At 65.6% G+C, this 25,856-nt stretch carries 28 protein-coding genes; 19 read left to right on the top strand and 9 right to left on the bottom strand.

All coding sequences use genetic code 11. The features are described 5' to 3' along the window. The 5 genes from ACWPV3_RS08730 (at position 1) to ACWPV3_RS08750 (ending at position 5,513) form a co-directional block, all read left to right on the top strand. Positions 1-396: an MAPEG family protein gene (locus ACWPV3_RS08730; RefSeq protein ID WP_292089401.1), complete on the top strand. Its 396-nt coding sequence runs from the start codon at positions 1-3 to the stop codon at positions 394-396. Between the two features lie 9 nt (positions 397-405). Next, entirely contained in the window at positions 406-1,716 is a 1,311-nt protein-coding gene (locus ACWPV3_RS08735) for an RsmB/NOP family class I SAM-dependent RNA methyltransferase (RefSeq protein ID WP_453977609.1), read from the top strand. Next, positions 1,713-2,417, top strand: coding sequence for a 5'-methylthioadenosine/S-adenosylhomocysteine nucleosidase (locus ACWPV3_RS08740; protein ID WP_453977610.1), 705 nt, complete (start codon positions 1,713-1,715; stop codon positions 2,415-2,417). Before ACWPV3_RS08735 ends, ACWPV3_RS08740 begins: the two co-directional genes overlap by 4 nt. Continuing rightward, entirely contained in the window at positions 2,414-3,970 is a 1,557-nt protein-coding gene (guaA, locus tag ACWPV3_RS08745; protein ID WP_453977611.1) for a glutamine-hydrolyzing GMP synthase, read from the top strand. The genes ACWPV3_RS08740 and guaA overlap by 4 nt, the downstream gene beginning before the upstream one ends. Positions 3,971-4,259: 289 nt before the next feature. Further along, positions 4,260-5,513 carry a tyrosine-type recombinase/integrase gene (locus tag ACWPV3_RS08750; protein ID WP_453977612.1) on the top strand — a complete coding sequence of 418 codons (1,254 nt, stop codon included), beginning with the start codon at positions 4,260-4,262 and terminating at the stop codon, positions 5,511-5,513. Here ACWPV3_RS08750 and ACWPV3_RS08755 read toward each other — a convergent pair. Beyond that, the gene (locus tag ACWPV3_RS08755) at positions 5,470-5,760 is read right to left on the bottom strand and encodes a helix-turn-helix transcriptional regulator (protein ID WP_066550954.1); all 291 of its coding nucleotides are present in this window, start codon (positions 5,758-5,760) and stop codon (positions 5,470-5,472) included. The two genes, ACWPV3_RS08750 and ACWPV3_RS08755, sit on opposite strands and share 44 nt — an antisense overlap. Positions 5,761-5,870: 110 nt before the next feature. After that, positions 5,871-6,317, bottom strand: coding sequence for a MerR family transcriptional regulator (locus tag ACWPV3_RS08760; RefSeq protein WP_453977613.1), 447 nt, complete (start codon positions 6,315-6,317; stop codon positions 5,871-5,873). Between the two features lie 97 nt (positions 6,318-6,414). On the opposite strand from ACWPV3_RS08760, the gene ACWPV3_RS08765 reads away from it, so the two are divergent. Genes ACWPV3_RS08765 through arsH form a run of 9 tightly spaced genes read left to right on the top strand, consistent with a single transcriptional unit; the run spans position 6,415 to position 11,539 of the window. Then, positions 6,415-6,762, top strand: a complete 348-nt coding sequence (locus ACWPV3_RS08765) for a hypothetical protein (protein ID WP_453977614.1) — start codon at positions 6,415-6,417, stop codon at positions 6,760-6,762. A gap of 2 nt (positions 6,763-6,764) precedes the next feature. After that, positions 6,765-7,157, top strand: a complete 393-nt coding sequence (locus ACWPV3_RS08770; RefSeq protein ID WP_453977615.1) for a hypothetical protein — start codon at positions 6,765-6,767, stop codon at positions 7,155-7,157. Continuing rightward, positions 7,154-7,438: a hypothetical protein gene (locus ACWPV3_RS08775; RefSeq protein WP_453977616.1), complete on the top strand. Its 285-nt coding sequence runs from the start codon at positions 7,154-7,156 to the stop codon at positions 7,436-7,438. Before ACWPV3_RS08770 ends, ACWPV3_RS08775 begins: the two co-directional genes overlap by 4 nt. 54 nt (positions 7,439-7,492) lie before the next feature. Continuing rightward, positions 7,493-8,461 carry an arsenic resistance protein gene (locus tag ACWPV3_RS08780; protein ID WP_453977617.1) on the top strand — a complete coding sequence of 323 codons (969 nt, stop codon included), beginning with the start codon at positions 7,493-7,495 and terminating at the stop codon, positions 8,459-8,461. Positions 8,462-8,514: 53 nt separating this feature from the next. Continuing rightward, positions 8,515-8,850 (top strand): ArsR/SmtB family transcription factor, encoded by a 336-nt coding sequence (locus tag ACWPV3_RS08785; protein WP_453977618.1) that lies wholly within the window; start codon positions 8,515-8,517, stop codon positions 8,848-8,850. A 7-nt stretch (positions 8,851-8,857) separates the two neighbouring features. Further along, on the top strand, positions 8,858-9,283 hold the full coding sequence (gene arsC / locus ACWPV3_RS08790; protein ID WP_453977619.1) for an arsenate reductase (glutaredoxin): 426 nt from the start codon (positions 8,858-8,860) through the stop codon (positions 9,281-9,283). Continuing rightward, on the top strand, positions 9,280-10,368 hold the full coding sequence (gene arsB / locus ACWPV3_RS08795; RefSeq protein ID WP_453977620.1) for an ACR3 family arsenite efflux transporter: 1,089 nt from the start codon (positions 9,280-9,282) through the stop codon (positions 10,366-10,368). Before arsC ends, arsB begins: the two co-directional genes overlap by 4 nt. Further along, positions 10,368-10,787: an arsenic resistance N-acetyltransferase ArsN2 gene (gene arsN2 / locus ACWPV3_RS08800; protein WP_453977621.1), complete on the top strand. Its 420-nt coding sequence runs from the start codon at positions 10,368-10,370 to the stop codon at positions 10,785-10,787. Before arsB ends, arsN2 begins: the two co-directional genes overlap by 1 nt. Then, the gene (gene arsH / locus ACWPV3_RS08805) at positions 10,784-11,539 is read left to right on the top strand and encodes an arsenical resistance protein ArsH (RefSeq protein WP_453977622.1); all 756 of its coding nucleotides are present in this window, start codon (positions 10,784-10,786) and stop codon (positions 11,537-11,539) included. Before arsN2 ends, arsH begins: the two co-directional genes overlap by 4 nt. 187 nt (positions 11,540-11,726) lie before the next feature. On the opposite strand, the gene ACWPV3_RS08810 is transcribed toward arsH, so the two are convergent. The 3 genes from ACWPV3_RS08810 to ACWPV3_RS08820 form a co-directional block, all read right to left on the bottom strand. Next, positions 11,727-12,836, bottom strand: coding sequence for a Fic family protein (locus tag ACWPV3_RS08810; RefSeq protein WP_453977623.1), 1,110 nt, complete (start codon positions 12,834-12,836; stop codon positions 11,727-11,729). 241 nt (positions 12,837-13,077) lie between these two features. Then, positions 13,078-15,009: an FTR1 family protein gene (locus ACWPV3_RS08815; RefSeq protein WP_453977624.1), complete on the bottom strand. Its 1,932-nt coding sequence runs from the start codon at positions 15,007-15,009 to the stop codon at positions 13,078-13,080. A 56-nt stretch (positions 15,010-15,065) separates the two neighbouring features. Continuing rightward, complete coding sequence (locus ACWPV3_RS08820) at positions 15,066-15,500, bottom strand: MerR family transcriptional regulator (RefSeq protein WP_453977625.1); 435 nt, start codon at positions 15,498-15,500, stop codon at positions 15,066-15,068. Positions 15,501-15,680: 180 nt separating this feature from the next. Between ACWPV3_RS08820 and ACWPV3_RS08825 the strand changes: the two genes are divergently transcribed. The 5 genes from ACWPV3_RS08825 to ACWPV3_RS08845 all read left to right on the top strand — a co-directional run bounded on the left by ACWPV3_RS08825 (position 15,681) and on the right by ACWPV3_RS08845 (position 21,411). Further along, the gene (locus tag ACWPV3_RS08825) at positions 15,681-16,331 is read left to right on the top strand and encodes a cation transporter (RefSeq protein ID WP_453977626.1); all 651 of its coding nucleotides are present in this window, start codon (positions 15,681-15,683) and stop codon (positions 16,329-16,331) included. Positions 16,332-16,450: 119 nt separating this feature from the next. Beyond that, positions 16,451-18,997, top strand: coding sequence for an HsdM family class I SAM-dependent methyltransferase (locus ACWPV3_RS08830; protein WP_453977627.1), 2,547 nt, complete (start codon positions 16,451-16,453; stop codon positions 18,995-18,997). After that, positions 18,994-19,719: a hypothetical protein gene (locus ACWPV3_RS08835; protein WP_453977628.1), complete on the top strand. Its 726-nt coding sequence runs from the start codon at positions 18,994-18,996 to the stop codon at positions 19,717-19,719. Before ACWPV3_RS08830 ends, ACWPV3_RS08835 begins: the two co-directional genes overlap by 4 nt. A 239-nt stretch (positions 19,720-19,958) precedes the next feature. Then, on the top strand, positions 19,959-20,978 hold the full coding sequence (locus ACWPV3_RS08840) for a GNAT family N-acetyltransferase (protein ID WP_453977629.1): 1,020 nt from the start codon (positions 19,959-19,961) through the stop codon (positions 20,976-20,978). Next, entirely contained in the window at positions 20,956-21,411 is a 456-nt protein-coding gene (locus tag ACWPV3_RS08845) for an ASCH domain-containing protein (protein WP_453977630.1), read from the top strand. The genes ACWPV3_RS08840 and ACWPV3_RS08845 overlap by 23 nt, the downstream gene beginning before the upstream one ends. Here the strand turns inward: ACWPV3_RS08845 and ACWPV3_RS08850 are convergent. The 4 genes from ACWPV3_RS08850 to ACWPV3_RS08865 all read right to left on the bottom strand — a co-directional run bounded on the left by ACWPV3_RS08850 (position 21,401) and on the right by ACWPV3_RS08865 (position 25,590). After that, positions 21,401-22,564: a hypothetical protein gene (locus ACWPV3_RS08850; RefSeq protein ID WP_453977631.1), complete on the bottom strand. Its 1,164-nt coding sequence runs from the start codon at positions 22,562-22,564 to the stop codon at positions 21,401-21,403. The two genes, ACWPV3_RS08845 and ACWPV3_RS08850, sit on opposite strands and share 11 nt — an antisense overlap. 233 nt (positions 22,565-22,797) lie before the next feature. Beyond that, positions 22,798-23,418, bottom strand: coding sequence for an LPD7 domain-containing protein (locus ACWPV3_RS08855; RefSeq protein ID WP_316628701.1), 621 nt, complete (start codon positions 23,416-23,418; stop codon positions 22,798-22,800). Continuing rightward, positions 23,415-25,271, bottom strand: coding sequence for a type IV secretory system conjugative DNA transfer family protein (locus ACWPV3_RS08860; protein ID WP_453977632.1), 1,857 nt, complete (start codon positions 25,269-25,271; stop codon positions 23,415-23,417). Before ACWPV3_RS08860 ends, ACWPV3_RS08855 begins: the two co-directional genes overlap by 4 nt. Beyond that, the gene (locus ACWPV3_RS08865; protein ID WP_453977633.1) at positions 25,237-25,590 is read right to left on the bottom strand and encodes an ATPase, T2SS/T4P/T4SS family; all 354 of its coding nucleotides are present in this window, start codon (positions 25,588-25,590) and stop codon (positions 25,237-25,239) included. The genes ACWPV3_RS08860 and ACWPV3_RS08865 overlap by 35 nt, the downstream gene beginning before the upstream one ends. Between the last annotated feature and the right edge of the window lie 266 nt (positions 25,591-25,856).

Consider the following 25,856-nt stretch of genomic DNA (forward strand, 5'->3'; position numbering starts at 1 on the left):
ATGACGACCGAACTGACCTATCTGGCCCTGACGCTGATCCTGGCGCTGGTCCAGGTCTTCCTGCCCGCAGGGGCGCGGACGGTCGAGTTCGGTTCGAAATGGAATGCGGGCGCGCGCGACGTCACGCCGACGTCGACCCGCCCGCTGACCGGCCGTCTGGAACGGGCCCAGGCCAATCTGTTCGAGACCCTGCCGCTGTTCATCGGCGCGGTGCTGATCGCCCATGTGATCGGCGCCGCCGGCCCCCTGACCCTGTGGGGGACGGCGCTCTATTTCTGGGCGCGCGTCGTCTATGTGCCGCTCTACGCCTTTGGCGTTCCCTATGTCCGGTCGCTGGTCTGGGTGGTCTCGCTTGCGGGGCTGGTCATGGTGCTGGCGTCCCTGTTTCTTGTCTGAAAGCCTGTCTTGACCCCAGCCGCCCGTCTCGCCGCCGCCGCCTCCGTCCTGGACGCCATCGCCCAGGGCCGCCAACCGGCCGAAGCCGTCCTGAAAGCCTGGGGCGGGGCCAATCGCTACGCCGGGTCCAAGGACCGCCGCGCCATCGCCGACCGCGTCTATAAGGTGCTGCGCGCGCGCGGGCGCCTGTCATGGATTATGGGCGGGCGCGAGGACGGGCGGGCGCTGGTCATCGGCTCGCTGCACGCCATCGACGGCCTGTCGCTGGAAGAGATCGAGGCCCTGCATTCGGGCGACGGCTATGGCCCGCGTCCGCTGTCGAAACAGGAACGCAGCCGCATCACGGCGGGGCAGGGCGAACTGCCCGGCTGGGTCGCGGCGGGCCTGCCCGAGTTCGTGGTCGAGGATTTCAAGGCTGTCTTCGGCGACCGCTGGGTCGAGGAAGCCCACGCCCTGATGGCGCCGCGCGCGCCCATCGACCTGCGCGTCAACGGCGCCGTCGCCACGGTTGAAGAGGTCGAGGCCGAACTGCGCGACGCGGGTCTGGAGCCGTCGCGCACGCCCTGGTCCGAATGGGGCCTGCGCCTGCCCAGCGAACCGCCGCCCAACATCCAGGCGCTGGACGGTTTCAAGGCCGGCCGGTTCGAGATTCAGGACGAAGGCAGCCAGGTCGTCTGCTGGCTGGCGGGCGCGGAACCCGGTTCGACGGTGGTCGACTACTGCGCCGGCGGCGGCGGCAAGACCCTGGGTCTGGCGCAGGCCATGGGCGGGCAGGGGAAAGTGATCGCGTCCGATGTCGTGAACAAGCGGCTGGAGAACATCCGCCCCCGCCTGCAACGCGCGGGCGTGGAGGCGGATCTGGTGCTGATCGGCCAGAACGGCGGCGGTCTGGAGGATTTGAACGGACAGGCTGATCTGGTGCTGGTCGATGCGCCCTGTTCCGGCTCCGGCACCTGGCGTCGCCGCCCCGAGGACGCCTGGCGTCTGACGGCGGACGAGGTCGAGAAGCTGCACGGCCTGCAGGTCCGCATCCTGGGTCAGGCGGCCAAGCTGGTGAAGCCGGGCGGACGTCTGGCCTATGTCACCTGTTCGATGCTGGCGCGCGAGAACGAGGCCAGCGCCGACGCCTTCGAGGCCGCCCATCCCGAATTCCGACCGTTGCCGATCCTCTCCGGCGATGCGGGAGAGGCGAGAGGATTCTTGACCAAGGCCGCCGGGGCGAAGTTCGCCGAACTCGCGTCCGGCGCGCGTCTGCGTCTGTCGCCCGCATCGGCCGACACCGACGGCTTCTTCATCGCCCTGTACGAGCGCACGGCGTGACGGCGGGGCGGCTGGAGCGGCATGGCGAGGTCTCGGTCCTCTATGTCATGGCGGCCCCGGCCGAATATGGCGATCACCTGCGTGCCCGCATCCAGCCGCTGATGACCGGCGTCGGTCCGGTCGAGGCCGCCGTGAGCCTGAGCGCCGCCCTGGCGCGGCTGGAGGCGGCGGGCGACCTTCCGGACCTGATCGTGTCGCTGGGGTCGTGCGGGTCGCGCGTTCTGGAACACGCCGCCGTCTATCAGGCCGCCTCGGTCGCCTATCGCGACATGGACGCCAGCCCGCTGGGCTTCCCGAAAGGGGTGACGCCGCTGCTGGACCAGCCGGCGGTCCTGCCCCTGCCATGCCCCATCCCCGGCGTGCCGGTCGCGCGCCTGTCGACCGGCGCGAACGTCGTGTCCGGCGCCGCCTATGACGCCATCGACGCCGAGATGGTGGACATGGAGACCTGGGCCCTGGTCCGCGCCGCCCAGACCTTCGGCCTGCCGCTGATTGCGCTTCGCGGCGTGTCGGACGGCCGGGCCGAGCTGAAGGCGCTGGAGGACTGGACCGCCACCCTGCATCACGTCGATCGCAATCTGGCCGTCGCGCTGGATCGGCTGGTCGCCGTGCTGGAGGCCGACGGCCTCGCCGCCCTTGAAATCCCGGCCCTACAGGGCCAAGACCCCGCGCAACTCTCCCCGGATTCGATCACGTCATGACCACGCCGCACCAAAAGGTTCTCATCGTCGATTTCGGCAGTCAGGTGACGCAGCTGATCGCGCGCCGCCTGCGCGAGGCCAGCGTCTATTGCGAGATCCATCCGTTCCACAAGGCCGAGGCTGCCCTGGCCGCCATGAAGCCGGCGGCCATCATCCTGTCGGGCGGTCCTGAGAGCGTCCACGAGGAAGGCAGCCCCCGCGCGCCGCAGGGCGTGTTCGAGGCGGGCGTGCCGGTGTTGGGCATCTGCTACGGCGAGATGACGATGTGCGAACAGTTGGGCGGCAAGGTCGAGGGCGGCCACACCCGCGAGTTCGGCCGCGCCGAGATCACGGTTCAGAAGGCCTCGCCCCTGCTGGCCGACCTGGCCCCCGTCGGCGAGAACGAAGAGGTCTGGATGAGCCACGGCGACAAGATCGTCGCCATTCCGCAAGGCTTCGACGTGGTCGCCTCGTCCGACGGGTCGCCCTATGCGGTGATCGCCGACGAAGCCCGCCGCTTCTATGGCGTTCAGTTCCACCCGGAGGTGATGCACACCCCGCGCGGCCATCAGATGCTGAAGAACTTCACCCACGGGATCGCGGGCTTGAAGGGCGACTGGACCATGGCTGCCTACCGCGACGAGAAGATCGCCCAGATCCGCGAACAGGTCGGCGACGCCAAGGTGATCTGCGGCCTGTCCGGCGGCGTGGACTCATCGGTCGCCGCCGTCCTGATCCATGAGGCCATCGGCGATCAACTGACCTGCGTCTTCGTCGACACCGGCCTGTTGCGCAAGGACGAGGCGACCCAGGTCACGACCCTGTTCCGCGAACACTATAACATCCCGCTGGTCCACGTTGATGCGTCGAAGGAATTCCTCGGCGAGCTGGCCGGGATTTCCGACCCCGAGACCAAGCGCAAGATCATCGGTCGCGTCTTCATCGAGATTTTCGACCGCGAGTCCGCCAAGATCGAAGGCGCCGAATTCCTAGCCCAGGGCACACTCTATCCCGACGTGATCGAGAGCGTGTCCTCGTCCAGCGGCAAGGCCCACGTCATCAAGAGCCACCACAATGTCGGCGGCCTGCCCGACTATATGAAGCTGAAACTGGTCGAACCCTTGCGCGAGCTGTTCAAGGACGAGGTCCGCGCCCTGGGCCGCGAACTGGGCCTGACCGACGCCTTCGTGGGCCGCCACCCGTTCCCCGGACCGGGCCTGGCCATCCGCATCCCCGGCGAGCTCACCCCCGACGCCGTGGCCACGCTCCAGGACGCCGACGCCATCTATCTGGACGAAATCCGCAAGGCGGGCCTCTATGACGACATCTGGCAGGCCTTCGCCGTCCTGCTGCCGGTCAAGACCGTCGGCGTCATGGGCGACGCCCGCACCTACGAAAAAGTCCTGGCCCTGCGCGCCGTCACCTCCACCGACGGCATGACCGCCGACTTCTATCAGTTCCCCTGGGACATCCTGGCCAAGACCGCCACCCGCATCATCAACGAAGTCCGCGGCGTCAACCGCGTCGTCTACGACGTGACCTCAAAGCCGCCGGGCACCATCGAGTGGGAATGATTCAGAGCTTTCGGAGTCTTTCGATCACGCTTTGAAATACCGATCTAAATCACTGACTTACAAGATAAATGATTACGCAGCCTCTCGATACCTTTCGAGGGGCTGCTTTCGTTTGTGTCGGTCTCTCTGACGGTCTCGCGGCCATTGCTCGCGGAGACCCCGCTCCATAGCGTCATAGGGCTGAAGGGGTCCTGACGGTCTTTTTTTTGGCCCAAGCTACGGATTGGGCTGAGAAAAACGTCCCGAAAGACCCCGAAAAAGCCTGACGGTCTTTTGGAGTGAAAATTGGATGCTTACCGACGCAGAATTGCGAAATACGCGAGGGAAATCAAAAGCGTACAAAAAGACCGACAGGGACGGTTTGTACGTCCTCGTAACACCGACAGGCGGCATCGCTTTCCGATACGACTATCGCTTCAACGGGCGGCGCGAGACGGTGACCTTCGGTTCCTACGGTCCGACCGGCCTCTCCTTGGGGGAGGCGCGGGAAAAGCTGCGTGAAGCGAAGCGCCTGATCGCCGACGGCGTTTCGCCCGCGCTGGACAAGCAACGCGTGAAGCGTCGGCTGAGAGAGGCCCAGAGGTTTGAACAGGTGGCGACCCGATGGATGGAGCACGCTCCGATGGCCGACAGCACGCGTCAGATGCGACGGTCGATCTTCAACCGGGAAGTTTTGCCCGAATGGCGAAACCGGCTTCTGAACGAGATCACGCCGAACGACCTGAGAGCGCACTGCATGACCATCGTGGATCGCGGCGCCCCGGCGACGGCCATCCACGTCCGGGACATCGTCAAACAGATCTATGCTTACGCGATCCTGCACGGCGAGAAGATCGACAATCCCGCGGACGGGGTTGGGCCGGCCTCGATCGCCACCTTCCGGCCGCGGGACCGGTCCCTGTCGCCGAGCGAGATCCGGATCGCGCTGAACCTGCTGGGGGAGGTGGCCACCCTGCCGACCATCCGCCTCGGGCTGAAATTCATCCTGCTGAGCATGGTGCGGAAGAGCGAGCTGCAGGACGGGACCTGGGATGAGGTCAACTTCGAGAACGCAGTCTGGTCGATCCCGAAAGAGCGGATGAAGCGGTCGCGGCCGCACAACGTCTATCTGTCGACCCAGATGCTCGACATCCTGATCGCGCTGAAGACCTGCGCCGGGAACTCCCGCTACATCTTGCCGTCCCGCTATGACGCCGACGCGCCGATGTCGCGGGCGACCTTCAACCGGGTGACCAGCGCCATCGCCGAGCTGGCGCGCAATCGCAATCTGCCCCTGGAGCCCTTCACGGTCCACGATCTGCGGCGCACGGCCTCCACGCTCTTGCACGAGATGAGCTTTAACTCGGACTGGATCGAGAAATGCCTCGCCCACGAAGAGCGATCGTCGCGCGGCGTCTACAACAAGGCCGAGTTCGAGGCCCAGCGGCGCCACATGGCCCAGCAGTGGTCGGATGCGGTGGACGCCTGGGAGGCGGGGCGCGGGTTCACGCCGGATCTGACTATCCCGGAAACGGCCGGCCCTCGCTTCGATCCGCGGTTCTGACCGGTCGGGTGATCCGCTTGCGGACATCGGGCGGCGGCGCCCGGCGGATCGGCTTGGCCCGCCGAAGCGCCAGCCAGGCTTCCACCTCGGCCAGGTCCCAGACGACGCAGCGGGGCGTCAGCAGGAAGCGCCGTGGAAACTGGCCGCGCTGCTCCATCTCCCAGATCGTGCTGTCGGCCAGCGGCACCATCTGGCGCAACTGCGGTTTCTTGATCGTGCGCCTGAGCGGCGGGTCGGCCTGGGCCATGTCGAACTCCCGTGTCTGCCCCGGGGAGAATCGAACCCGAAAGCAGGCGACAGGTGAAGCCGCAGATCTACGCCCGGTCGTCTACGGTGGGGGCCGACCCTCTTGCGCGTTCAGGCCGCCTTCGGCCCACAGCACGAGCGGGCGCGGGTCTGGGTGAGGTCTTCCAGGATCACGCAGTCCGGGCCTGGGCCGCCGGCACAGGCCGCGTCGCAGTCGTTCACAAGCTTGGCCAGATCGGCCTCCAGCGCCTTCAGTTCGGAGAGCTTTGTCTGGACGTCCTCAAGGTTTCGTCGGGCCAGATCGCGGGCGTCCAGGCACGAGCGGTCGCCGTTCTCGAGCAGATCGACCAGGCTGCGCACCTGATCGATGGGAAAGCCCAGCTCGCGGCACCGGCGGATGAAGGTCAGGCGTTTCAGGTCGGCGTCGCCATAGGTGCGGTGACCGCCGTCGCGACGCGCGGCGCGGCGCACCAGACCGATCTCCTCGTAGTAGCGGATCGTGGGGGGATTGGTCCCGCTGCGCTTGGCGAGGGCTCCGATGGAAAGCGCGTGGTCCATGTCGTCATCCGGAAAATAGGGCTTGAAGCTAAAGTTACTTGAAGTCCTACAAGGCGTCCAATGGAACGGCGGGTCGGGCCGTTCAGGAGAGTGAGACATGCTGTCGAAGGACGTTCCGATCGCTTGCACCCTCGGCGCGGGCGACTATCAGGCCCGGATGCGGTGGATCGCGGATCTCAACCAGCGCAGCCTTCAGGGCCACCGCCGGGACGATCTGACGCTGCACATCGACTATGAGGCCGGCGCGCTCGCGGACGTCGAGGAACTGGTCCGTCAGGAAACCGCCTGCTGCGCCTTTCTGACCTTCCAGATCGAGCCGCGGCCCGGGTCGGTCCGTCTCGTGGTCACGGCGCCGGAAGACGCCCGTCTCGCCGCCGACACCCTGTTCGAAGACTTTATCGCCTCGGGTCCGTCGACCCGGGCCCAACCCTGTGGATGCTGCTGATCATGACGTCTCTCAATCCCGGCGCGCCGCTGATCACCGAGCCCGCCAAGAGCGACCCGAACCAGAAGGCGGTCGGCGTCGGCTCCATCGTCGCGACCACGGGCGCCGTTCTCGGCTGCGCCGCCTGCTGCGTTGTGCCGCTGGCCTTCCCGGTGCTGGCCCTGGGGGCGTCCGGCGCGGTCCTGGCCTGGTTCGCGGGCGCCCATATGTGGATCACCGGTCTCGCCCTGGCGATCGTCCTGGCCGCCTGGGCATGGCTCGGGTGGCGGACCTTCCGCCGCGGTCATCCGCTGGCGCGCTCGACCGTGATCATGATGACCGTCTCGACCCTCATGCTCGCCCTGGCCTTGATCTGGCCCCGGATCGAACCCGCTCTGATGGCGATGCTGCGATGACCGTCGAACAACCGCCCGGGAAGAAGATCAGACCGCTTTGGGTCGTCCTCGGCCTGGCCGGCGCCTGCGCGGCCTGCTGCGCCGTGCCGATCGCGGCGCTCGTGATGGGCGGGGCGACCCTGGCCGCCGCAGGCGGGGCTCTCAGCCAGAGATGGGATGTGATCGCCTGCAGCGCGCTTATGCTGATCGTTCTGGGCGCCGCCTTTGTGCTGATGCGGCCGAAGCGCCCGGCGCCGTCGTGCAGGGTGGACGGCGCTTGCGGCTGCAAGGAAAAGGCCTGACAGGTCGGGCCTGCCGGCGACCGAGGATGGAGCGCCGCAGGGGCGGGATCCGGGATGAACACGTCTGAACTTCGCGACGCCCTCGAAGCCCGGCAGGTCTGGATCTATTTCGCCGCCGTGCTCGTCGCGGCCGTCGTCGGGACTCTGATCCCGGGCGCGGCGGTCCTGGAAGGTGCGATCAACCCAGCGCTGGCCCTGATGCTCTTCGTCACCTTCCTGCATGTGCCGGTCGCGGCGCTCGGGCGGGCGCTGCGCGAACTGCGGTTCATGGGCGCCTTGCTGGCGGTCAACTTCATAGCCGTGCCCTTGCTGGTGCTGGGCCTGGTCCAGTTCCTGCCGGCCGATCCCCTGATCCGTCTAGGCGTGCTGATCGTGCTGCTCTGCCCGTGCATCGACTACGTCGTGACTTTCGCTCATCTGGGGCAGGCGGACGCCCGGTTGCTGCTGGCCTCGACCCCGGTGCTGCTGATCGCCCAGATGGCGCTGTTGCCGATCTATCTGCGGCTGTTCCTCGGCGCTGAGGCGGCGGCCTATGTGCAGCCGGGCCCGTTCATCCACGCCTTTGTCTGGCTGATCGCCATCCCGTTCGTTCTGGCTGCGCTCGTCCAGACCTGGGCCGTCCGTAGCAAAGCGGGCGACCGGGTCTCGTCCGGGCTTGGCCTAGCGCCGGTGCCCGCGACGGCCCTGGTGCTGTTCATCGTCGTGGCGGCCGTCGTGCCGCAACTCGGACAGACGCTGGGCCGGACCCTGAGCGTCGTGCCGGTCTATGTCGCCTTCGCCGTGCTGGCGCCGCTCGTCGGGTGGGCCGTCGCGCGGCTCGCGGGTCTGACGCCCGAGGCCGGTCGCGCGGTCGCCTTCAGCGCCGGGACCCGCAACTCGCTCGTGGTCCTGCCGCTGGCCCTCGTCGTGCCCGGCGCCATTCCCCTGGTCCCGGCGATCATCGTCACCCAGACGCTGATCGAGCTGCTGGCCGAACTGGCCTACATCCGCATCATTCCGAGGTTGGGGCGTCGAGCGACCTGACCACGGTGAGGCGAGGGTCTTGAATATTTCCATGGTTCGACTAATTCGGAACTATGGAAACCGAAGCCTCGATTCTTGCTCTCGCCGCCCTGGCGCAGTCGACGCGGCTGGAGGCGTTCCGCCTTCTCGTGCGCCACGAACCGGCCGGGCTGCCGGCCGGTGATATCTCCAACCATCTGGCGATCCCGGCCAATACCCTGTCGTCGCATCTAGGGGTGCTGTCCCGCGCGGGACTTATCAAATCGGAGCGTCGCAGCCGGTCGATCATCTACCGGGCCGATCTGGACCGGCTGCGCGACCTGGTCCTGTTCCTGCTCAAGGACTGCTGCGGCGGCCGGGCGGAGCTATGCGAGCCTCTGCTGGCCGAACTGACCCCCTGCTGCGCCTGAGGATCCCGTGGACGTCATCATCTATCACAACCCGGCCTGCGGGACGTCGCGCAACGCTCTGGAGCTCATTCGCCATGTCGGCATCGAGCCGCACGTCATCGAGTACCTGAAGTCGCCGCCGTCGCGCGTCATGATCGCCTGGCTGGCGGAACGAACCGGCAAGCCGCTGCGCGACCTGTTGCGCGACAAGGGCACGCCCTTCGCCGACCTTGGCCTCGGGGACCCGGGCCTGACAGACGATCAGTTGCTCGATGCGATCGAGGCCCATCCGATCCTGCTCAATCGCCCGATCGTCGTCAGTCCTCTCGGCGTCGGCCTGTGCCGACCGTCCGAGGCCGTTCTGGACCTCCTGCCCGCCGATGATCTCAAGCCGTTCACCAAGGAGGACGGCGAGGTCGTCATCGACGCGGCTGGCCTTCGGGTGGCGCGATGATCGATACGCCGGTCACGGACGCCGCCCCGCCGCGCCGGCTGTCCTTTCTCGACCGCTGGCTGACGGGATGGATCTTCGCCGCCATGGCTTTGGGCGTCGCACTGGGGACTCTGGTTCCCGGCCTGCCCGTCTGGGTCGACGGCCTCTCGGTCGGGACCACCAACATCCCGATCGCCATCGGCCTGATCCTGATGATGTATCCTCCGCTGGCCAGGGTCCGGTACGAGGAACTGCCGCGCGTCTTCGCCGACAAGCGGGTGCTGGCCCTGTCCCTGTTCCAGAACTGGGTGCTGGGCCCCGTGCTGATGTTCGCCCTTGCGGTCATCTTCCTGCGCGACCAGCCGGAATACATGACCGGCGTGATCCTGATCGGGCTGGCGCGCTGCATCGCCATGGTGCTGGTCTGGAACCAGCTGGCGCGGGGCGACGACCAGTATGTCGCCGGTCTCGTCGCGTTCAACTCGATCTTCCAGATCCTGTTCTTCAGCCTCTACGCCTGGGTCTTCCTCACCGTCCTGCCACCCCTGTTCGGCCTGCAGGGCAGCGTGGTGGACGTCAGCGTCTGGACCATCGCCGGCGCCGTTCTCGTCTACCTCGGTCTTCCCTTCCTGGCCGGCTTCCTGACCCGGCGCAGTCTGATCGCCCGCCGCGGGGCCGACTGGTACGAGCGGCGCTTCCTGCCGCGCATCGGACCGCTCACCCTGATCGCCCTGCTGTTCACCATTGTGGTCATGTTCAGCCTCAAGGGCGGGGAGGTGGTGGCCCTGCCGCTGGACGCCCTGCGCATCGCCATACCGCTGACGATCTACTTCCTCGTCATGTTCGTGGTCAGCTTCCTCATGGGCAAGCTGATCGAGGCCGACTATCCGCGCACGACCGCCCTGGCCTTCACCGCGGCGTCGAACAATTTCGAACTGGCCATCGCTGTGGCGATCGCGGCCTTCGGGCTGACCTCGCCGGTCGCCTTCGCGGCGGTCATCGGCCCGCTGGTCGAGGTGCCGGTGCTGATCCTGCTGGTGTCGGTCGCGCTGTGGATGGGCCGGCGCTGGTTTCCGGATACGGCCCCGCCGGCGGACGCCGCCTGATGGTCGTGCTGCATCTCCTGGACGCCGATGACGCCGGCTTGATCGCGGTCCTGCAGGGCGAGGGCCTGCCGGAGCCCGGCGCCGGCCGCTACTTCCGCGCCGACGACGACAGCGCCCTGGCCGGATACGTCGGCCTGGAAGGGGAGGGGCGGGACCTGCTGCTGCGCTCCCTGGTCGTATCCGCCGACCGGAAGGCGCAGGGGCTCGGAAGCCGCATCCTGACCGCCGCCGAAGCCTTGGCGAACGAAATGGGCGGAGAACGGCTCCACCTGCTCACCACGACAGCCGAACCCTTCTTCGCCCGGCGCGGCTTCGCCGCCGCAGATCGGGCGGCCGCGCCCGCCGCGATCCGACGAACCCGCGAGTTCGCGGACATCTGCCCGGCCTCGGCCGCCTATCTGACCAAGGATCTCGGATGATCTTCGCTCGCCTGCGGCCGCTGCCGGATCCCGATCATCTGCCGGCCCTGGAGGCGGCCTATCTGTCGAACGAACCGGCCGGCGGCCTGGGTCCGCACGACCACCCGCCACGCATCCTTCTCCTGTACGGGTCGCTGCGCGAGCGCTCCTATTCGCGGCTCTGCGTCGAGGAGGCCGCCCGCCTGCTGCAGCGAATGGGGTGCGAGACCCGCATCTTCGATCCCTCCGACCTGCCTCTGCCGGGCTCGCCCGGCGACGACGACCACCCGGCGGTGCGCGAGTTGCGCGAGCACGCCTTCTGGTCGGAGGGCATGGTCTGGTGCAGTCCGGAACGCCACGGCCAGGTCTCCGGCCTGATGAAACTGCAGATCGATCATCTGCCGTTGAGCCTGGGCGGCATGCGCCCGACCCAGGGCCGCACGCTCGCGGTGATGCAGGTGTCGGGCGGTTCCCAGAGCTTCAACGCCGTCAACACCCTGCGCCTGCTGGGCCGCTGGATGCGGATGATCACCATCCCCAACCAGTCGAGCGTGGCCAAGGCCTTCCAGGAGTTCGACGAGGCCGGCCGGATGAAGCCCTCGGCCTACTATGAGCGCATCGTCGATGTGATGGAGGAACTGGTGCGCTTCACCATCCTCACCCGGCCTCACGCGGCGCGGCTCGTGGACCGCTATTCCGAGCGCAAGGCGGCCGGAATTCCGGTAGACGCCGCCTCCGACCTCTCGGCCATCGCCATCGCGCGTGAGGCCTGAGGCCGTGTCGGCGCCGCCTTGGGGCGTCGCCCTCCTGGCAATGGTGGTAATTCGCCACTTCTGGCGAAACAGGCCGGTTTTTGGCGGTAACTCGCCAGAAGTGGCGAATTGCGATCCTTCCTGTTGAGGCTCGGGTCTCGAGCGGACCCGCCCGGTATAGAGCCCTGCCGACGTCGGGCGGAGCCGCCTATCCTCGATCGACCAGCGAATAACTTGTGCTGCGCCCGCCGCCTTCATCCTTCACGAGGATGCCCCGGTCCACCAGATCGTTGATGTCGCGCAGGGCCGTGTCGGGCGAGGACTTCGTCAGCGCCGCCCATTTGGTCGAGGTGAGCTTGCCTTCGAAGCCGTCGAGCAGCCGGTTGATGACCGTGCTCTGGCGCTCGCTCAACGTCTGACCTGCGAGCGCCTCCCAGAAGCGCGCCTTGCGCATCACATGGGTCAGGGTGGTTTCCGCGCCATCGAACGCGCGGTCGAGGCAGCCGAGGAACCAATCCAGCCAGAGGGTCACGTCGAGCGCGCCTTTCTGGGTCGTCTCCAGGGTGGCGTAGTAGTCCTTGCGCTCCAGCCGGATCTGGGCGGACATGCTGTAGAAGCGCTGGGCGCTTTTCTCGGAGCGGGCGAGCGCCATGTCGGCGATCGCCCGCGCGATCCGGCCGTTCCCGTCGTCAAACGGGTGAATGGTCACGAACCACAGGTGGGCGATCGCGGCCTTGAGGACCGGATCCGTCCGCGGCTCGTCATTGAACCAGTCGAGGAACGCCCGCATCTCGTCCTGCAGACGGTCGGCAAGGGGCGCTTCATAGTGCACGCGCTCCCGTCCGAAGGGGCCCGAGACGACCTGCATCGGGCCGGAGCTCTCGTTGCGCCAGGCGCCGACGACGATCTTCGTCATGCCGCTGCGCCCGGTCGGAAACAGGGCGGCGTGCCAGCCGAACAGGCGCTCCTCGGTGAGCGGAGACGCAAAGTTCTGGGTCGCGTCGAGCATCATTTCGACCACGCCGTCGACGTTGCGGTCCGCGGGGGCGAGGGCTCCGATATCCATGCCGAGGCGGCGGGCGATGGAGGATCGCACCTGATCCTTGTCGAGCAGCTCGCCTTCGATTTCGCTGGATTTCAGGACATCTTCGGTAAGGGTCTCGAGGACGGCTTCAGCGCGGAGGTCGAAGCCGAGCGTGTGCATCCGGCCAAGCAGAAGGCCCTGGCGATGACGGACGGCTGCGAGGCGATCGGCAAGCGCGTCAGCGCGCCAGTCCAGACGCGGCCAGCCTTCGATCTCATGGATGTATTGCGCCATTCCCCGCACTCCCTGCGGAGAATATGGGCGTTATTCGCCGCAAGAGCAAGGCTATTCTCCGCGCGTAGTGCGGAGAATAGGGCGCTTAATCTCCGCACCAGGGGTGGTCTTCTCGCACGCCACCGGCTGCGGCCCCGCACCTTCGGTATCCTCGGACTGCGCGGCTATCGGCGCCGTCGTGCCCAAGCGGCTCCGAAACCCCGGCCGACGGGCCCCAGTGGCCTCAGACGGAGACGTCCGCTCAAGAGGCTGGGCCCGCGCCCTTCGGCGCCGCATGCCGGGAGAAGCCGACCACGAGGATAGCGATCGTCAGCAGCTGAACGGCGACGCCTTCAACCGTCGGATAGAGGCCGAGGATCTCAACGCGGGGGATCCAAGCCAGCGGATGGACATCGAGCCAGCCCGCCTCCTGCAGCGCCGCCGCCCCCTTGCCGACGAGGACGACCGACAGGATGGCCATGAGGATCGAGCTCAGCGAGAAGAACCGGCCGATCGGGAGGCGCTTGCTGTAGGCCAGCAAGGCCCAGGCCACCACGGCCAGGAGGGCCACCGCCGTGAGGGCGCCGGCCAGCATGCCGAGATGGCCGCCCTGGCTCCAGATCGCCGCATAGAACAGGATGGTCTCGAACACCTCGCGGTAGACGACGACGAAGGCCAGCAGGAACAGGAACCAGGCGGACCGCTTCGACAGCGCGTGGGAGAGCTTGTCGCGGATATAGGTCTGCCAGGCGTCCGCATGCGACTTGCCGTGCATCCAGATGCCGACCGAGACGAGCACCACGGCCGCCAGAAGCGAGCCGAACCCTTCGGTCAGCTCCCGGCTGGCGCCGCTGATGGAGATGAAGAAGGTCGCGGCCGCCCAGGTGGCGCCGCCGGCGACCAGCGCGGCCACCCAGCCGCCGTGGACGTAGCGCAGCACCTCGGGCCGTTCGGCCTTTCTCAGGAAGGCGATCATCGCCACCACAATGAGGATGGCTTCCAGCCCTTCGCGCAGCAGGATGGTGAAGGCGCCGAGGAAGCTGGCGAGATTGTCCGCCTCCTGGGGCGCGAGGGCGCGTTCGGCCGTGTCCAGCAGGGCGTTCGCGCGGGCGACGCGGTCCGCGACCTCCTGGGCCGGCGCGCCCCTGCTGATCGAGATGCGCAGGTCGGTCATGGCCGTCTCGACCCGCCGAAGCAAGGCGCCGTCACGGGCGCCGAGCGCCGGCTCCACCGGTTCGACGCCGTCGAGATAGGCCGACAGGGCGAGGTCGGTCGCGGCCTTGCGGTCGCCCCGGCGATAGGCCGCCTCGCTTTCGGCCAGTCGCGTCCGGGCCAGGGTCAGGGTCGATCCCTCGGCGCGGACCGTCGCCTCGGGATGGCGACGCAGGTAAGCGGTGACCGCCCGCGCCTTCGTCTCGCCGATCCTTGTCGCAAGCTCGGCCGGCGTCGCCTGGGTGAGGGCGGCCAGATCGGGGAAGGCGGCGCGGATTGCCGGGTCGCTCTCCCAGAGGCGTCGACCTTCGGCGGCTTCGGCATCGGTGAAGGCGAACCGGCCCACGTAGAAGGCCAGGGCCCAGCGGTCTTCGGCCGGCAGATGGGCGAAGCTGGCCATGGCCGTGCCCTCCAGCCCCTGATCGATCACCTGGTAGAGGCCGAACACGCTGCGCTGACGGGCGCGCTCCACATCCGCGAAGGCGATCGCCGGCGGGTCGAGCCCCTCGGCGCCCGGGCCGTCGGCGTGTCCGGTTACCCCATGGCAGACCGAGCATTGCTCCGCATAGAGGGTCGCGCCGCGGGCCAGATCAGGCGGGAACGAAGGCGCCAGCGGGCTCGGATAGGCCGTCAGCACCGCGCCGGCGAGCGCCTTGGCCTGATCGCCGACGACGCGCGGGTCGGCCTTGTCCCGGATGGCCGCCTGCAGGACCTCCGCGTCACGGACCAGACCGGCCTTGGCCGGGTTCGGAGGCAGGGCGTCCAGGCGGGTCCGGATCTGGCCGCCGAACTCGATCATCTCGCCGTATTCGGCCGGATTGGTCACCTGACCGTTGGCCACCGCGCCGGCGTAGTCGACCGCCACATAGTCGAGCAGCCGCCAGGCGACCTGGGCCTCGGAGGCGGACGGCGCCTGGGCGAGGGCGGGGGCGGACAGCCCCATTGCAAGCATCAGGGCGAACAGGCGGAGCAGAGGGCGCATGGAAAACCTGGTTGTGAGCGGCTCGCATTAGCAGGCGCGTCGGGAGACTGTCGCGATCAAAGCGCGGCCGAGTGATCGTGCAGGGCCTCGATCACCTTGCAGGCGGAGACCCGGCCCCCGGCGCATTCCGCCGTCATCCGCGAAAGCTCGCGTTGCAGGGCCCGGAGCTGGGCAATCTTCTGCGTCATTTCGGCCAGATGGCGTTCGGCGATGGTGTTGGCCTCCGCGCAGGGGCGCTCGGGGTGGTCGGACAGATCCAGCAGGGAGCGGATCGAGTCCAGATCGAAGCCCAGCTGGCGGGCATGCCGGATGAATGACAGCCGGCGCTCGGCAGCGTCGTCATACATGCGCCGGTCGCTGGCGGTGCGGGGCGGGGCCGCAAGCAGGCCGATCTCTTCATAGAAGCGGATCGTCGGCACCTTGACGCCCGTGGCGGCGGCCAGCTTGCCGATGGGGCGCAGTCCGGAGGAAACGGGAGAGGGCAGGGGCATCGCGTCACCTGGGGTCGGACGGCGGAGGGTGAGAAGGATCTTGCCGTCCTTGTGCAACCTCTAGCCACTAGAGGGTCAAGGCCTCCCTTCCAATCCGCCGACCTTCGGAGAGCCTCGGCATTTTCCGCTTGATCCTCGAGCGACTGGAGGATGCATCCTTACGGTGACAGGTGGAGATCCATGACCGAACGTCCCTTATCCTCTGAACCGACGGCTTCCGGCTGCGGATGCGGCGCGACCGTGAAGTTCGACGGCGCCACGCCGGCGTATCGGCGCATCCTGATGACGGTCATCGCGATCAACGGCGCCGCCTTCGTGGCCATCGCCGGGGGCGCGGCCCTTCAGGGGTCGGCCTCCTTGGGCGCCAACGCCCTCGACTTCCTGGCCGACGCCGCCACCTACGGCATCAGCCTGGCCGTGATCGGACGCTCGGTCGCCGTCCGTTCAGGGGCGGCCATGATCAAGGGCGCCAGCCTCGCGGCGCTGGCGCTGTTCATCCTCGGCTATGCGATCTGGCGGGCGACGTCCGGAGCGCCCCCGGAAGGTTTTGTCATCACCGGACTGGGCGCCCTGGGCTTCTTGGCCAACGGTCTGGCCGCGCTCTTGCTCGTCCGCCATCGGGAAGGGGACGCCAATGTCCGCTCGGTCTGGCTGTGCACGCGCAACGACCTGATCCAGAGCCTGGTGGTCGCGGCCACGGGCGTGGCCGTCTGGCTGACCGCCTCCCGATGGCCCGACCTGATCGCAGGCGCGGTGCTGGCGCTGGTTTTCCTGCAGTCGGCCTGGTCGATCATCCGCCAGTCGAGGCAGGAACTGAGGGCGGCGGCATGAACGCCCCGCGCCGGTCCGCCAGCCACGAGGGGCTGCGACGATGAGGCGATTGATGTCGCGGCGCACCGTGTTATGGGACGGCAGTCATCCTTAGGCTCCTGACCGCCGCGCTCGACGAGTTGGCCAGGCTGGGCGTTGCCGACGGCGACGCCATCTCGCTCGTCGGCCGAGCCCTTTTCGTTCGATTCTTGGCCGATCGCGATATTCTTCCAAAGTCAGTTGCGGCCATCGCCGCGGAGGGCGCGGCCGGACTTTTTGACGCCGCATCGCCAGCGGTCGCCACGTCAGAATGGCTAGACGAAACGTTCAACGGTGATTTTCTGCCGTTGACTGCGGCTACGATTCAAGCACTGCCATCATCGGCCTTTGCCGTTCTCGGTCACATACTGCGCCGCGCGCCGGTTGGGCAGCTGCAGCTCGGGTGGCAGGAAAAGTGGGCGATGCTGGACTTCGCCCACATTCCTGTCGGCGTTCTCAGTCAAGCTTACGAGCGGTATCTCAGCCACCACGAACCGGACAAGCAGCGGACTGAAGGCGGCTACTACACACCACGGCATATTGCCGATCTGATGGTCCGCGCTGCCTTCGTCGCCCTGGGCCGCGAAGGCAGCACACACGAGGTCCGCGTCCTTGATCCGGCGGCCGGTGCCGGGGTTTTTTTGCTGACTGCGTTCCGCCAGCTCGTCGGAGAGCGTTGGCGCCATGACGGAAAACGCCCGGACACCGAAATCCTGCGCCAGATCCTCTACGACCAGATTACAGGCTTCGACATTAACGAAGCGGCGCTCCGCTTCGCCGCGCTTGGACTTTATTTGATTTCGATCGAACTGGACCCCAATCCAGAGCCCTTGAAAAAGCTTAGGTTCAAGAACCTTCGGCCAGATGTCCTGCGTAAGTTCGGCGACGCTTCCAACAGCACTCAATCCAAGCACCTGGGCAGCCTTGGCGATGAGGTCGGGGAGGAACACCGGGCCGCCTACGACCTCGTAATCGGCAATCCGCCCTGGGCAACAGCCACCAAGCTCTCAAATTGGGCCTCCCTGGAAGAGCGGGTCACGCAGTTGGCGCGCGCGCGGACTGGCGAGGCCCAGCTGCGCGCACCGATTCCCAATGAGGTCCTGGATCTTCCATTTATCTGGCGTGCGATGGAATGGGCCCGTCCGAACGGACAGATCGCCCTCGCGCTGCATGCCAGGCTGCTCTTTCAGCGCGGTGAGACCATGCCGGAGGCGCGGAACGCGCTATTCGGCGCGCTTGATGTGACAGGGATCGTGAACGGCACGGAGCTGCGTCGAACGCGGGTGTGGCCGGAAATTACCGCGCCGTTCTGCCTGCTGTTCGCCCGGAACGCTGCGCCGCCGGTCGGCGCTGGTTTCCGCTTTACGAGCCCGCACCTTGAAGGGCCCTTGAACCAGAGCGGAGCCTGGCGAATCGACGCCGCCAACGCGGAAATCGTGACAAGCGAAGATGTTCGCCGACGCCCCGAACTGCTCAAGGTGTTGTTCAGAGGCACGCGCCTTGATCTTGAGCTCTACGACCGAATTGCTGAAAAGCAATTTCCGTCGTTGGAGGCCTATTGGGGTAATCGCTTCGGGACCTATCGCGGCCGCCCGCGGTTCACTGGCAACGGCTACCAGCGGCTACGACCAAGCAGCCGAGCCAATAAGTCCGGAGATGGACTTCCCGGCGAATCTGCGGCCTATCTGCACGGCCTTCCGGAAGCGCCGAACACGCCGTTCCTAGGGATGTCGCTCGACACCTCCCGGTTCCCGTTATTCGAGCTTGATCGCGTCCATCGCGGTCGGCCCAGAGAGCTCTACAAAGGGCCGCTTCTTTTGATCCGCGAAGCGCCTCCGGTGAGCCATGGACGCATCATGACGTCGGTATCGACGACGGACGTTGTGTTCAACCAAAGCTATCATGGCTACACGGCCAGCGCCCGCGAGAATGGGGCAGAACTTGTCCGCTATCTGGCCTTGGTCGTGGGCAGTCAAATCGCCTTGTGGCATGCGCTGATCACCAGCGGGCGGTTTGGTTTTGAGCGGGAAGTGGTCGAGAAGTTCATCATCGACGAAATACCCGTGCCCATCTTCGAGGATTTGTCCCCGGATGATCGCCGAAGATCCTCCGAACTCTTCGAAGTGTTGGCGCGGCAGGGCGACGAGGCCGGCTGGGATCAAGTCGACCAATGGGTCGGGGGGCTGTTTGGCCTTACGCCGGACGATGTTGAAACCATCGCGGATACGCTTCGATATCGGCTTCCTTTTTCCACCAACTTGAGGGCCAGCCAAGCTCCCGTCACAAGCGAACAGCGCGCGGCTTTCAATACACGCCTTAGCGCAGAGCTCAGGCCCTGGGGCGAGAGGTTCAGCCGTCCTGTTGAGGTGCGCACGGTCCCCATGCCGCCCCTGTCACCTTGGCAGTTCGTGCTGATCCGAGGCGATGCCACGGGTTCAAATGATGTCGGTGCCGACTGGATGCGCGTCGTCGAGCTTGCGGACAAGCTCTCAGCCACCGAGGTCATCTATGTCGATGAGCAAGTTCACCAACTTGTCCTGGGGCGCTTAAATCAGGCGCGCTACTGGACACCAAGCCAAGCCCGCTTGGCCGCTCGTAGGATCATCTGGGAGCACGTAGATTTCCTGAAGGGCGAGCACGCCGAATGAGCAGATCCCTGCGTCCGCGCGATGATCAAGTTGCTGAACTGACGCGCGGCCAACGCCTGCCGCTCGACCCAATCGCCCGAGCCCATCTGGAAGTGATCTTTGAAACGGTCGCGCGGGTCTGGAGCGAACTGAGGCGCGAGCAAATCCAAGCCGTGGCTGAAGGCAGCGAGGCAGAGATCAATGCGATGATGGAAGCGCGCTTGAACGCGCTCTGGAAAACAGATCCGCTCTGGTCTCAGCTCGTGACAGCCGTCGCCCGAGGCAAAGAATCGCTGAGCTTCGATGGCTCGCACTTGGAAAAACGGCCTGATCTATCGATCTACCTCACCGGGAAGCACCCGTCCTATCCTGTCGTCGTCGAGTGCAAGTTGATCGACCACGCTGCGGGCAAGGGGGTGGACTTGTACTGCAGGAATGGCGTGGCCCGGTTTGTGTCGGGACAGTACGCTTGGGCCAACCGGGAAGCGGTCATGATCGCCTACATCCGCGATGGCTCGACCGTTGAGCAGCATCTGTCGCCATTCTTGGCGACCGACGCGGGCAAGCCCGCGGACCCCTGGCAGACCCTGCGGCTCCCAGAGGCCTTTAACGGCGTCGGTTCGTCGGCGATCTCATCGGATCACTTCCGCAGCTTTCATTATCAAGCCGCGGCAGGGACGGAACCTGGCGCTATTTCGCTGTGGCACCTTTGGCTTGGAGCCGGTCATTCCATCGCCTCGTAAACGTGTTCGCCGCTCGGTCTAGCCAACCCCGGGCTAAAGGCGTCTACGATAATCCGCTTTAGGGACGGCAGCTTGAGCCAGCTTAACTGATTCCTAGTTGGCCCAGTGCTGCCGATTCATGGTAGCCGAGAATGGAGATGCCGAGGCCGATGTTACTGGCGCCGTAGGCGCGCCGTCGCCATTGAGGGGAAGATGGGATGCCAGGAAGCCTTCGCCTGACTACCTTCAAGGATGTAGACTTGGCCGATGGCTTTTTCGACAGCCTGAAGGCTCAATATGCCGAGTTCCCCAAGTGGTTCGCCAAAAAGGCCAAGGCGGACGAGCCGGTGTATGTGGTGGACGATGAAGCGTCAGGCGCGCTGCGCGGCTTCGTCTACCTCAAGCGCGAGGACGGCGAGATTGACGACGTCACGCCACCTCTGCCGGCTGCGCCGCGGCTAAAGGTCGGGACGCTCAAGGTGGTAGCTAAGGGCACCAAGCTGGGCGAACGGATCATCAAGCGCATCTTCGACCGGGCCTTCGAGGAAGGCGTAGATGAAATCTACGTCACGGTATTCGATACTCACCAGAAACTAATCGATCTCTTCAAAAGGTATGGATTCGAGCAGAAGGGCGTCAAGGAGACGCCGAACGGTACCGAGCTTGTGCTCGTCCGCTCCCTAACTTCCCTGACCGGCGACCTCATCAAGGACTATCCTTATGTTCACGCGAAGGGGCGTAACATCTATCTGCTCGCCATTAAGCCGCCGTGGCACACTGACCTGTTCGCGGATTCAATTCTAAAGACCGAGGACCCCGAGATCGTCAAAGACGTCTCGCACAGCAACACGATCCACAAGGTCTATGTGGCCGGTTTGTCTCTCACACGGATGAAGCGCGGCGATATCGTGGTGATGTACCGCACGACCGATATAAACGGGCGAGCTAAGCACCGGTCGGTCGCGACCTCTATCTGCGTGGTCGAGGAAGCCTTCTCTCGGAAGGACTTTGCAAACGCTAAGGCGTTCGCGGACTACGCCGAGCCACATAGCGTGTTTTCGCGCGAGGACCTCGAATTGAAGTACAACACGGCCAATCAGCTCTACGCGGTCAAGATGACTTACAACATCGCACTCCCTAGGCGCATTATCCGCCAGCGTTTGATGGATGTCGTTGGAATTAGCGAGCATCCGCGATGGGATTTGCGCCCACTGACGCGCAAGCAGTTTAATAAGATAATTGAATTGGGTCTGGTAAATGAAGCTCTTGTTGTCAATTAAGCCCGAATTCGCTTTGCGGATATTTTCGGGAGAAAAGACGTACGAGTTTCGGAAAGCTGTTCATCAGCAGCGTGGTGTTTCAGTCGCGGCGGTCTATGCCAGCAAGCCGATCGGCATGATCATCGGGGAGTTCGAGATCCTCGACGTCCTGAGCGCGACGCCGGACGCGCTCTGGGAGGAGACAAAGCACGGTGCCGGGATCAGCGAAGAGTTCTTTTTCGATTATTTTTACGAACGCCAGGTCGCCTACGCCCTTAAGGTTGGTGCCGTGCATCGGTTTGAGGCGCCGATCGAGCCGCGACGCGTGATCGATGATTTCACGCCGCCTCAATCGTACATGTACGTCAATGATCACCTCGGCCGCGTTAGCCGAGACAACCCGGTTCCCAAGCTCATGCCACTATTTGACTGGGGCGACCGCGTCACTGCGTGAGCGATTCCGCCCAGCGCTGGATTTTAGAAAGTAAATTTCTCAGGGGCTGAACGGTGGCTGCGTAGAGTAGTAATAGTAACGCGAACAGGAAGCCCAATATGGCAACGGGCGTGCGGGTGCCTTCTCCGGGCGCAGCCTTCAGAACCTCGCACAGGGCGCTGCCCATCGCCCCGAGGATAACAATTGCCACCGCGTAGATAAAATGGTTTGGCTGCGCCCTCCGGAAGCTGGCGAAGACGATGAAGTCTTTGATGCCGGTCTCCTCTACATGTCGCCTTTTTTCAAACAACTTGGTTTTTTCTTGAGAGGGTGGAGGCGGAGCAAGACTGCGCCAGTGGTAGATCATCAGCTTACCGATCACGTGGTTCAAACGTTTGGGTTCGATGGCGGGCTGGTCGCTGAGGTAGGGGCCCCATAGCGCGGGCTCTAATCGCCGAACCTTCCGCGCCTCAGGATACTGCAGCACAAGCTGCTTCTCGACGTGGCGCACAAGAAAGTAGTGGATGCTCTTGATCTTGAAGAAGCGATCTCTCGACGCCCGTGTGATTTCAGGCGGAAAGCTCCGCCGTTCGTTGAGCCGGATTTCGGTGAGTTCGAGGTCGTTCGCCGCGCTGGCGAATCGCCAGTCACCGGATCTCATCTCAGAACTGAACAGCTCGTCCAAGTGCTCCGTCAACTTCAAGCGAATGCGGACGTAATGGTCGATGTCTCCGCGTGCGCGGATCCGAGCGCAGAGGTCGTCGGTGAACATGACGGTCGAGCCGGTTCGATTGCTTGCCATGAGAACGGGCTGAATCGAGATATCTGTGTCGAGGTCTAGGTGATGAACCATCAGAAAAGGTGCGCCATCGATCTCAGTGCGGAAGCTGGCCTCTTCGCTGTCTGTTACCTCGACCACGTCATTGAAGACGGCGTGCAGCACCTTTCCAAATTTCAAGACTCGACTGAGATCGCTGATTGCCCCGCTGCGCAGGTCGGCTGGAAAGAACAGGAAGAAACGCTTGAGGTTCTCCGCTTCGCTTAGCCGAAAGCCTATGTCCAGAAAGTTGTAGGTCTTTGAGACGTCCTTCCACACATTGATGTGCAGGCTCAGCTTAGGCGCAGGCTGAGCCTTGTCATTGGGCTCAAACCAAAGTGCAATCGTTCCGTCCATACACCGCCTCGTCAACTTCGTTGGCGGCGATGTCGCGGCCTGGAACCTCAGCTTAACCGGAATAGAGAAGCCGGCCAAATTGGAACAGCCGGCCTCGCCCGCCACCAGGCGCACTTACGCCTTTAGGTCTGCTTCCTGGAGGGAAGCCAAGGTCAGCTCCTGGCGCTTTTCAGACTTCAGTTGGCAGCACGACCGCAGAGAAATTCACGTGAGGTCGGCGGGGCGAAGTGTCTTCATGAACGTCGGTCGCGTGAACCATCGCGATCTCGCATGCGCCCGGGGTCAAGCTGGTTGTGCAGACGCTGGACAGCGCGCTCCATCAGCCGCGTCCGGGCCGCTGGGTCTTCGATCAACCGTTTGACCACGACCGAGGCTGCGCGAAGTCGGTCCTCCTGGGCTCGCTCGTCGAGATGTCGGCTCGACGGAGATCGGGCGAGGGACGGCTCGCCGGCCGCCTGACGATCCCGATCGCGCGGCATGTAGCCCTTCACTTCGACCCCGAGAGATCGCGCCTGGATCCAGGCCTCGCGACGAAACCCTTCGTCGCCGGACACCCGCACTTCGGTCCAGCCCCGGTGCTGCGCGATCTTCAGCATGTCGGCGACGGCGTCAGGATAGGACTGCGTCGTCGTCAGTTTGCGGCCCTCGTCCCGAAACATCGGTTCGGTGGCGCGGTGATCCCGGTAGAAGCGCGCGGCGCGTCCCAGGCGGTCGCGTTCGATCAGATACCGATCCAGGATGGCTTGAGGCGCGTCGCCCCGGGTACGGGATCGGGCGCCGCCCCCGTTTGCCGGTGTCGGCGAGACCGCGTTATCAGCGGACCGTTCTAGCGCTTTGGCAGGGCGTGGGCTCATCGGTTATCATCCCGATCGGGAGCGGGCACGATGGCGTCGATGATCTGGTCCAGCCAGTCGGCGACTTCGGTCTCGGTGGCGCCGATCTCGGGCGGCGGGCACCCCTGTTCGGTGAAGGCCTGAACCACGGACTCATAGCTCATATCAGTATCCTCTAGCGCAGGGGGCGGTGGGACGGGGGTGGCGGAGGCGAGCTCGGCCGCCACCGGCCGTCCCGGCGGGATCGGCGCCAACCGTTGCCGGCGAGTGAAGACCTGTTCGCGGAAGAACCGGATCTTCGCGCCGCGCGCCGGCGGCATCCCGGCCTTGAGGACGATCAGGGTCCGGTCAGGAAGCTGCATTAGCTCCTGAGGCATCATCAACGCCCGGCGTTGATCGGATGTCGTCGTGCTGCGCCGGCCGGAACCAAGGCCCATCGGACGGCTGCGGCTGCGGGCTTGATAGGTGTAGTAGCCGAGCCGTTCGCTCAGTTCCTGGGCCACCTTCAGCTCCTTCGGGGCGAAGACGACCTCGATCCCGCAGTTGGTCAGGATGTCCTCGGTCACGTCGGGGCCGTAGAGGGCCCGGAGCTGCGACGGGCTCTGGATCACCGGCAGAAGGCGAATGCCGTAGCCGGCGAGGTAGGAGAAGGCGGCGGCGAGAACGGGGGCGCGGCCGAGCCGGGCGAACTCGTCCAGCAGGACCAGCACCGGGCGATCGTCAGGGCGGGGCAGCCGGCGGCTGTTCAGGTCGACGAGTTGCTGGAAGAGCAGGCTGTAGAGCGGGGCGACACGCAGCATGTTGTCGGGCGAGGCGCCCAGATAGAGCGACAGGCGGCCTTCGCGCAGGTCGCGCAGGTCAAAGTCGCTGGCAGAGGTCGCCGCATCGACGGCGGGGTTGAGCCACAGTCCCATGCGGCTGGTGATTGTCTGGCGGATGGATGCGAAGGTGTTTTCGCTCGAGCTGCAGAAATCCGTCAGGGCCGAGGCGCAACCGTTGGACAGCGGCGCGCCCGCCACGTTTCGCGCCTTGATCAATCCGGGGAACCGCTCCCGCGCATCGCCCTCGGTCAGCTGCCGGAAGATCTCGCCGAGTGAGAAGGGCAGGTCCGGCGTTTCCGCAACATAGGCCCCGACCCCGATGAAGCCGGTCCGGGCGGCTTCCGACCAGAAGGGGTCGGCGTGATCGTGGCCCGGGAAGAGCATGACCGCCATCCGTTGCAACTCGTCGAGGACGGCGGAGGTCGAGAAGCGCTCGATGTGCGCCAGAGGGTTGAAGCGTGCGGTTCGGCCGTCGGGGGCGAGGGGATCGAACAGCAGCACCGTCTGACCGGCGGCGGCCCGAAACCCCGCTGTCGCGGCGTGGTTTTCGCGCTTGATGTCGAGGACCACGACCGAGCCCGGCCAGGTCAGGAGATTGGGAATGACGACCCCGACGCCCTTGCCGGTGCGTGTCGGAGCGTAAAGCATCACATGCTCGGAGCCGCCGGCGATCAGCCATGAGCGACCGCGCCGACCGAGCAGGATGCCTTCGCGCGCCGCCAGCCCGGCCGCCTTGAGATCGCGCGTGGAGGCCCAGCGCGCCGCGCCATGAAGCGGACGGCGAATGCCCAACGCAACCGCCGCGACGAGGACGACGGCGAGGAGAATGTTGGTCAGGCCGCCGATCCTAAGCCAGCGCTGAAGGTCGGGGTCGGCGCGGTAATGCCAGAGCCAGGCTGGCACACGGACAGGGTCGATGTCCGGCGACAGGCGGCCCACGCCGGCGAGCGCGATCATCGCGGTCGAGGTTCCGGCCACAAGCAGCAGGAGCAGGACACCGACGACGACGAGTGTCGTCCTAGCGGCCGGGCTGGCGTTTTCGAAGCGGGTCATGCCAGACCTCCGTCACCCGGAACCGACCATCGGTCTTGCGCATCTGGACGACGATGTCGACGAGCAGGTGCAGCAGGGCCCGAATGTCTTCCCGCGGCAGATCACGGCCGCCCTCGGACTCGCGAACCAGAAGGGTCAGCTGTTCGAAGGCCAGAGAGGCGCTGTCGGCGTGGACCGTCGTGATCGAGCCGGGGTGGCCGGAGTTGACGTTGCGAAGATAGAAGAAGGCCGTGCCGTCCCGCAGTTCCTGCAGCAGGATCCGGTCGGGCCGCATCCGGAGCGCGCTTTCGAGCAGGGATTTGGCGGTGACCTGCGCCAAACCCTGACAGATCGAGCCACCGCACCGCGCCGGTGGCCAGCGTCATCACCCCCAGGCTCCAGGCGGTCTCAGAGAGCCGATAGACCACCATCTGCGCGCCGCTTGGCGAGAAGGGCCCCGAAACGAAGCCCTCCGAATGGCCCGGGTCCTCAAGGCTTTGACGAAGGACGCCGTCTGTCGCGGAGAAGACCTGCAGCCGGCTCAAAAGCGTCTCGGTGTAGAAGTCGTACTTGTAGGTGCTCGCCGTGTTCCACGGCGCTTGCCGC

The sequence above is a fragment of the Brevundimonas sp. Marseille-Q4549 genome (assembly GCF_976940555.1).

What these genes read in the sequence shown, in the direction of transcription:
- ACWPV3_RS08730 (WP_292089401.1), top strand. Translation starts at nt 1, where the DNA reads ATGACGACCGAACTGACCTATCTGGCCCTGACGCTGATCCTGGCGCTG.
- guaA (WP_453977611.1), top strand. Translation starts at nt 2,414, where the DNA reads ATGACCACGCCGCACCAAAAGGTTCTCATCGTCGATTTCGGCAGTCAG.
- ACWPV3_RS08750 (WP_453977612.1), top strand. Translation starts at nt 4,260, where the DNA reads ATGCTTACCGACGCAGAATTGCGAAATACGCGAGGGAAATCAAAAGCG.
- ACWPV3_RS08755 (WP_066550954.1), bottom strand. Translation starts at nt 5,760, where the DNA reads ATGGCCCAGGCCGACCCGCCGCTCAGGCGCACGATCAAGAAACCGCAG.
- ACWPV3_RS08760 (WP_453977613.1), bottom strand. Translation starts at nt 6,317, where the DNA reads ATGGACCACGCGCTTTCCATCGGAGCCCTCGCCAAGCGCAGCGGGACC.
- ACWPV3_RS08765 (WP_453977614.1), top strand. Translation starts at nt 6,415, where the DNA reads ATGCTGTCGAAGGACGTTCCGATCGCTTGCACCCTCGGCGCGGGCGAC.
- ACWPV3_RS08770 (WP_453977615.1), top strand. Translation starts at nt 6,765, where the DNA reads ATGACGTCTCTCAATCCCGGCGCGCCGCTGATCACCGAGCCCGCCAAG.
- ACWPV3_RS08775 (WP_453977616.1), top strand. Translation starts at nt 7,154, where the DNA reads ATGACCGTCGAACAACCGCCCGGGAAGAAGATCAGACCGCTTTGGGTC.
- ACWPV3_RS08780 (WP_453977617.1), top strand. Translation starts at nt 7,493, where the DNA reads ATGAACACGTCTGAACTTCGCGACGCCCTCGAAGCCCGGCAGGTCTGG.
- ACWPV3_RS08785 (WP_453977618.1), top strand. Translation starts at nt 8,515, where the DNA reads ATGGAAACCGAAGCCTCGATTCTTGCTCTCGCCGCCCTGGCGCAGTCG.
- arsB (WP_453977620.1), top strand. Translation starts at nt 9,280, where the DNA reads ATGATCGATACGCCGGTCACGGACGCCGCCCCGCCGCGCCGGCTGTCC.
- arsN2 (WP_453977621.1), top strand. Translation starts at nt 10,368, where the DNA reads ATGGTCGTGCTGCATCTCCTGGACGCCGATGACGCCGGCTTGATCGCG.
- arsH (WP_453977622.1), top strand. Translation starts at nt 10,784, where the DNA reads ATGATCTTCGCTCGCCTGCGGCCGCTGCCGGATCCCGATCATCTGCCG.
- ACWPV3_RS08810 (WP_453977623.1), bottom strand. Translation starts at nt 12,836, where the DNA reads ATGGCGCAATACATCCATGAGATCGAAGGCTGGCCGCGTCTGGACTGG.
- ACWPV3_RS08815 (WP_453977624.1), bottom strand. Translation starts at nt 15,009, where the DNA reads ATGCGCCCTCTGCTCCGCCTGTTCGCCCTGATGCTTGCAATGGGGCTG.
- ACWPV3_RS08820 (WP_453977625.1), bottom strand. Translation starts at nt 15,500, where the DNA reads ATGCCCCTGCCCTCTCCCGTTTCCTCCGGACTGCGCCCCATCGGCAAG.
- ACWPV3_RS08825 (WP_453977626.1), top strand. Translation starts at nt 15,681, where the DNA reads ATGACCGAACGTCCCTTATCCTCTGAACCGACGGCTTCCGGCTGCGGA.
- ACWPV3_RS08835 (WP_453977628.1), top strand. Translation starts at nt 18,994, where the DNA reads ATGAGCAGATCCCTGCGTCCGCGCGATGATCAAGTTGCTGAACTGACG.
- ACWPV3_RS08845 (WP_453977630.1), top strand. Translation starts at nt 20,956, where the DNA reads ATGAAGCTCTTGTTGTCAATTAAGCCCGAATTCGCTTTGCGGATATTT.
- ACWPV3_RS08850 (WP_453977631.1), bottom strand. Translation starts at nt 22,564, where the DNA reads ATGGACGGAACGATTGCACTTTGGTTTGAGCCCAATGACAAGGCTCAG.
- ACWPV3_RS08855 (WP_316628701.1), bottom strand. Translation starts at nt 23,418, where the DNA reads ATGAGCCCACGCCCTGCCAAAGCGCTAGAACGGTCCGCTGATAACGCG.
- ACWPV3_RS08860 (WP_453977632.1), bottom strand. Translation starts at nt 25,271, where the DNA reads ATGACCCGCTTCGAAAACGCCAGCCCGGCCGCTAGGACGACACTCGTC.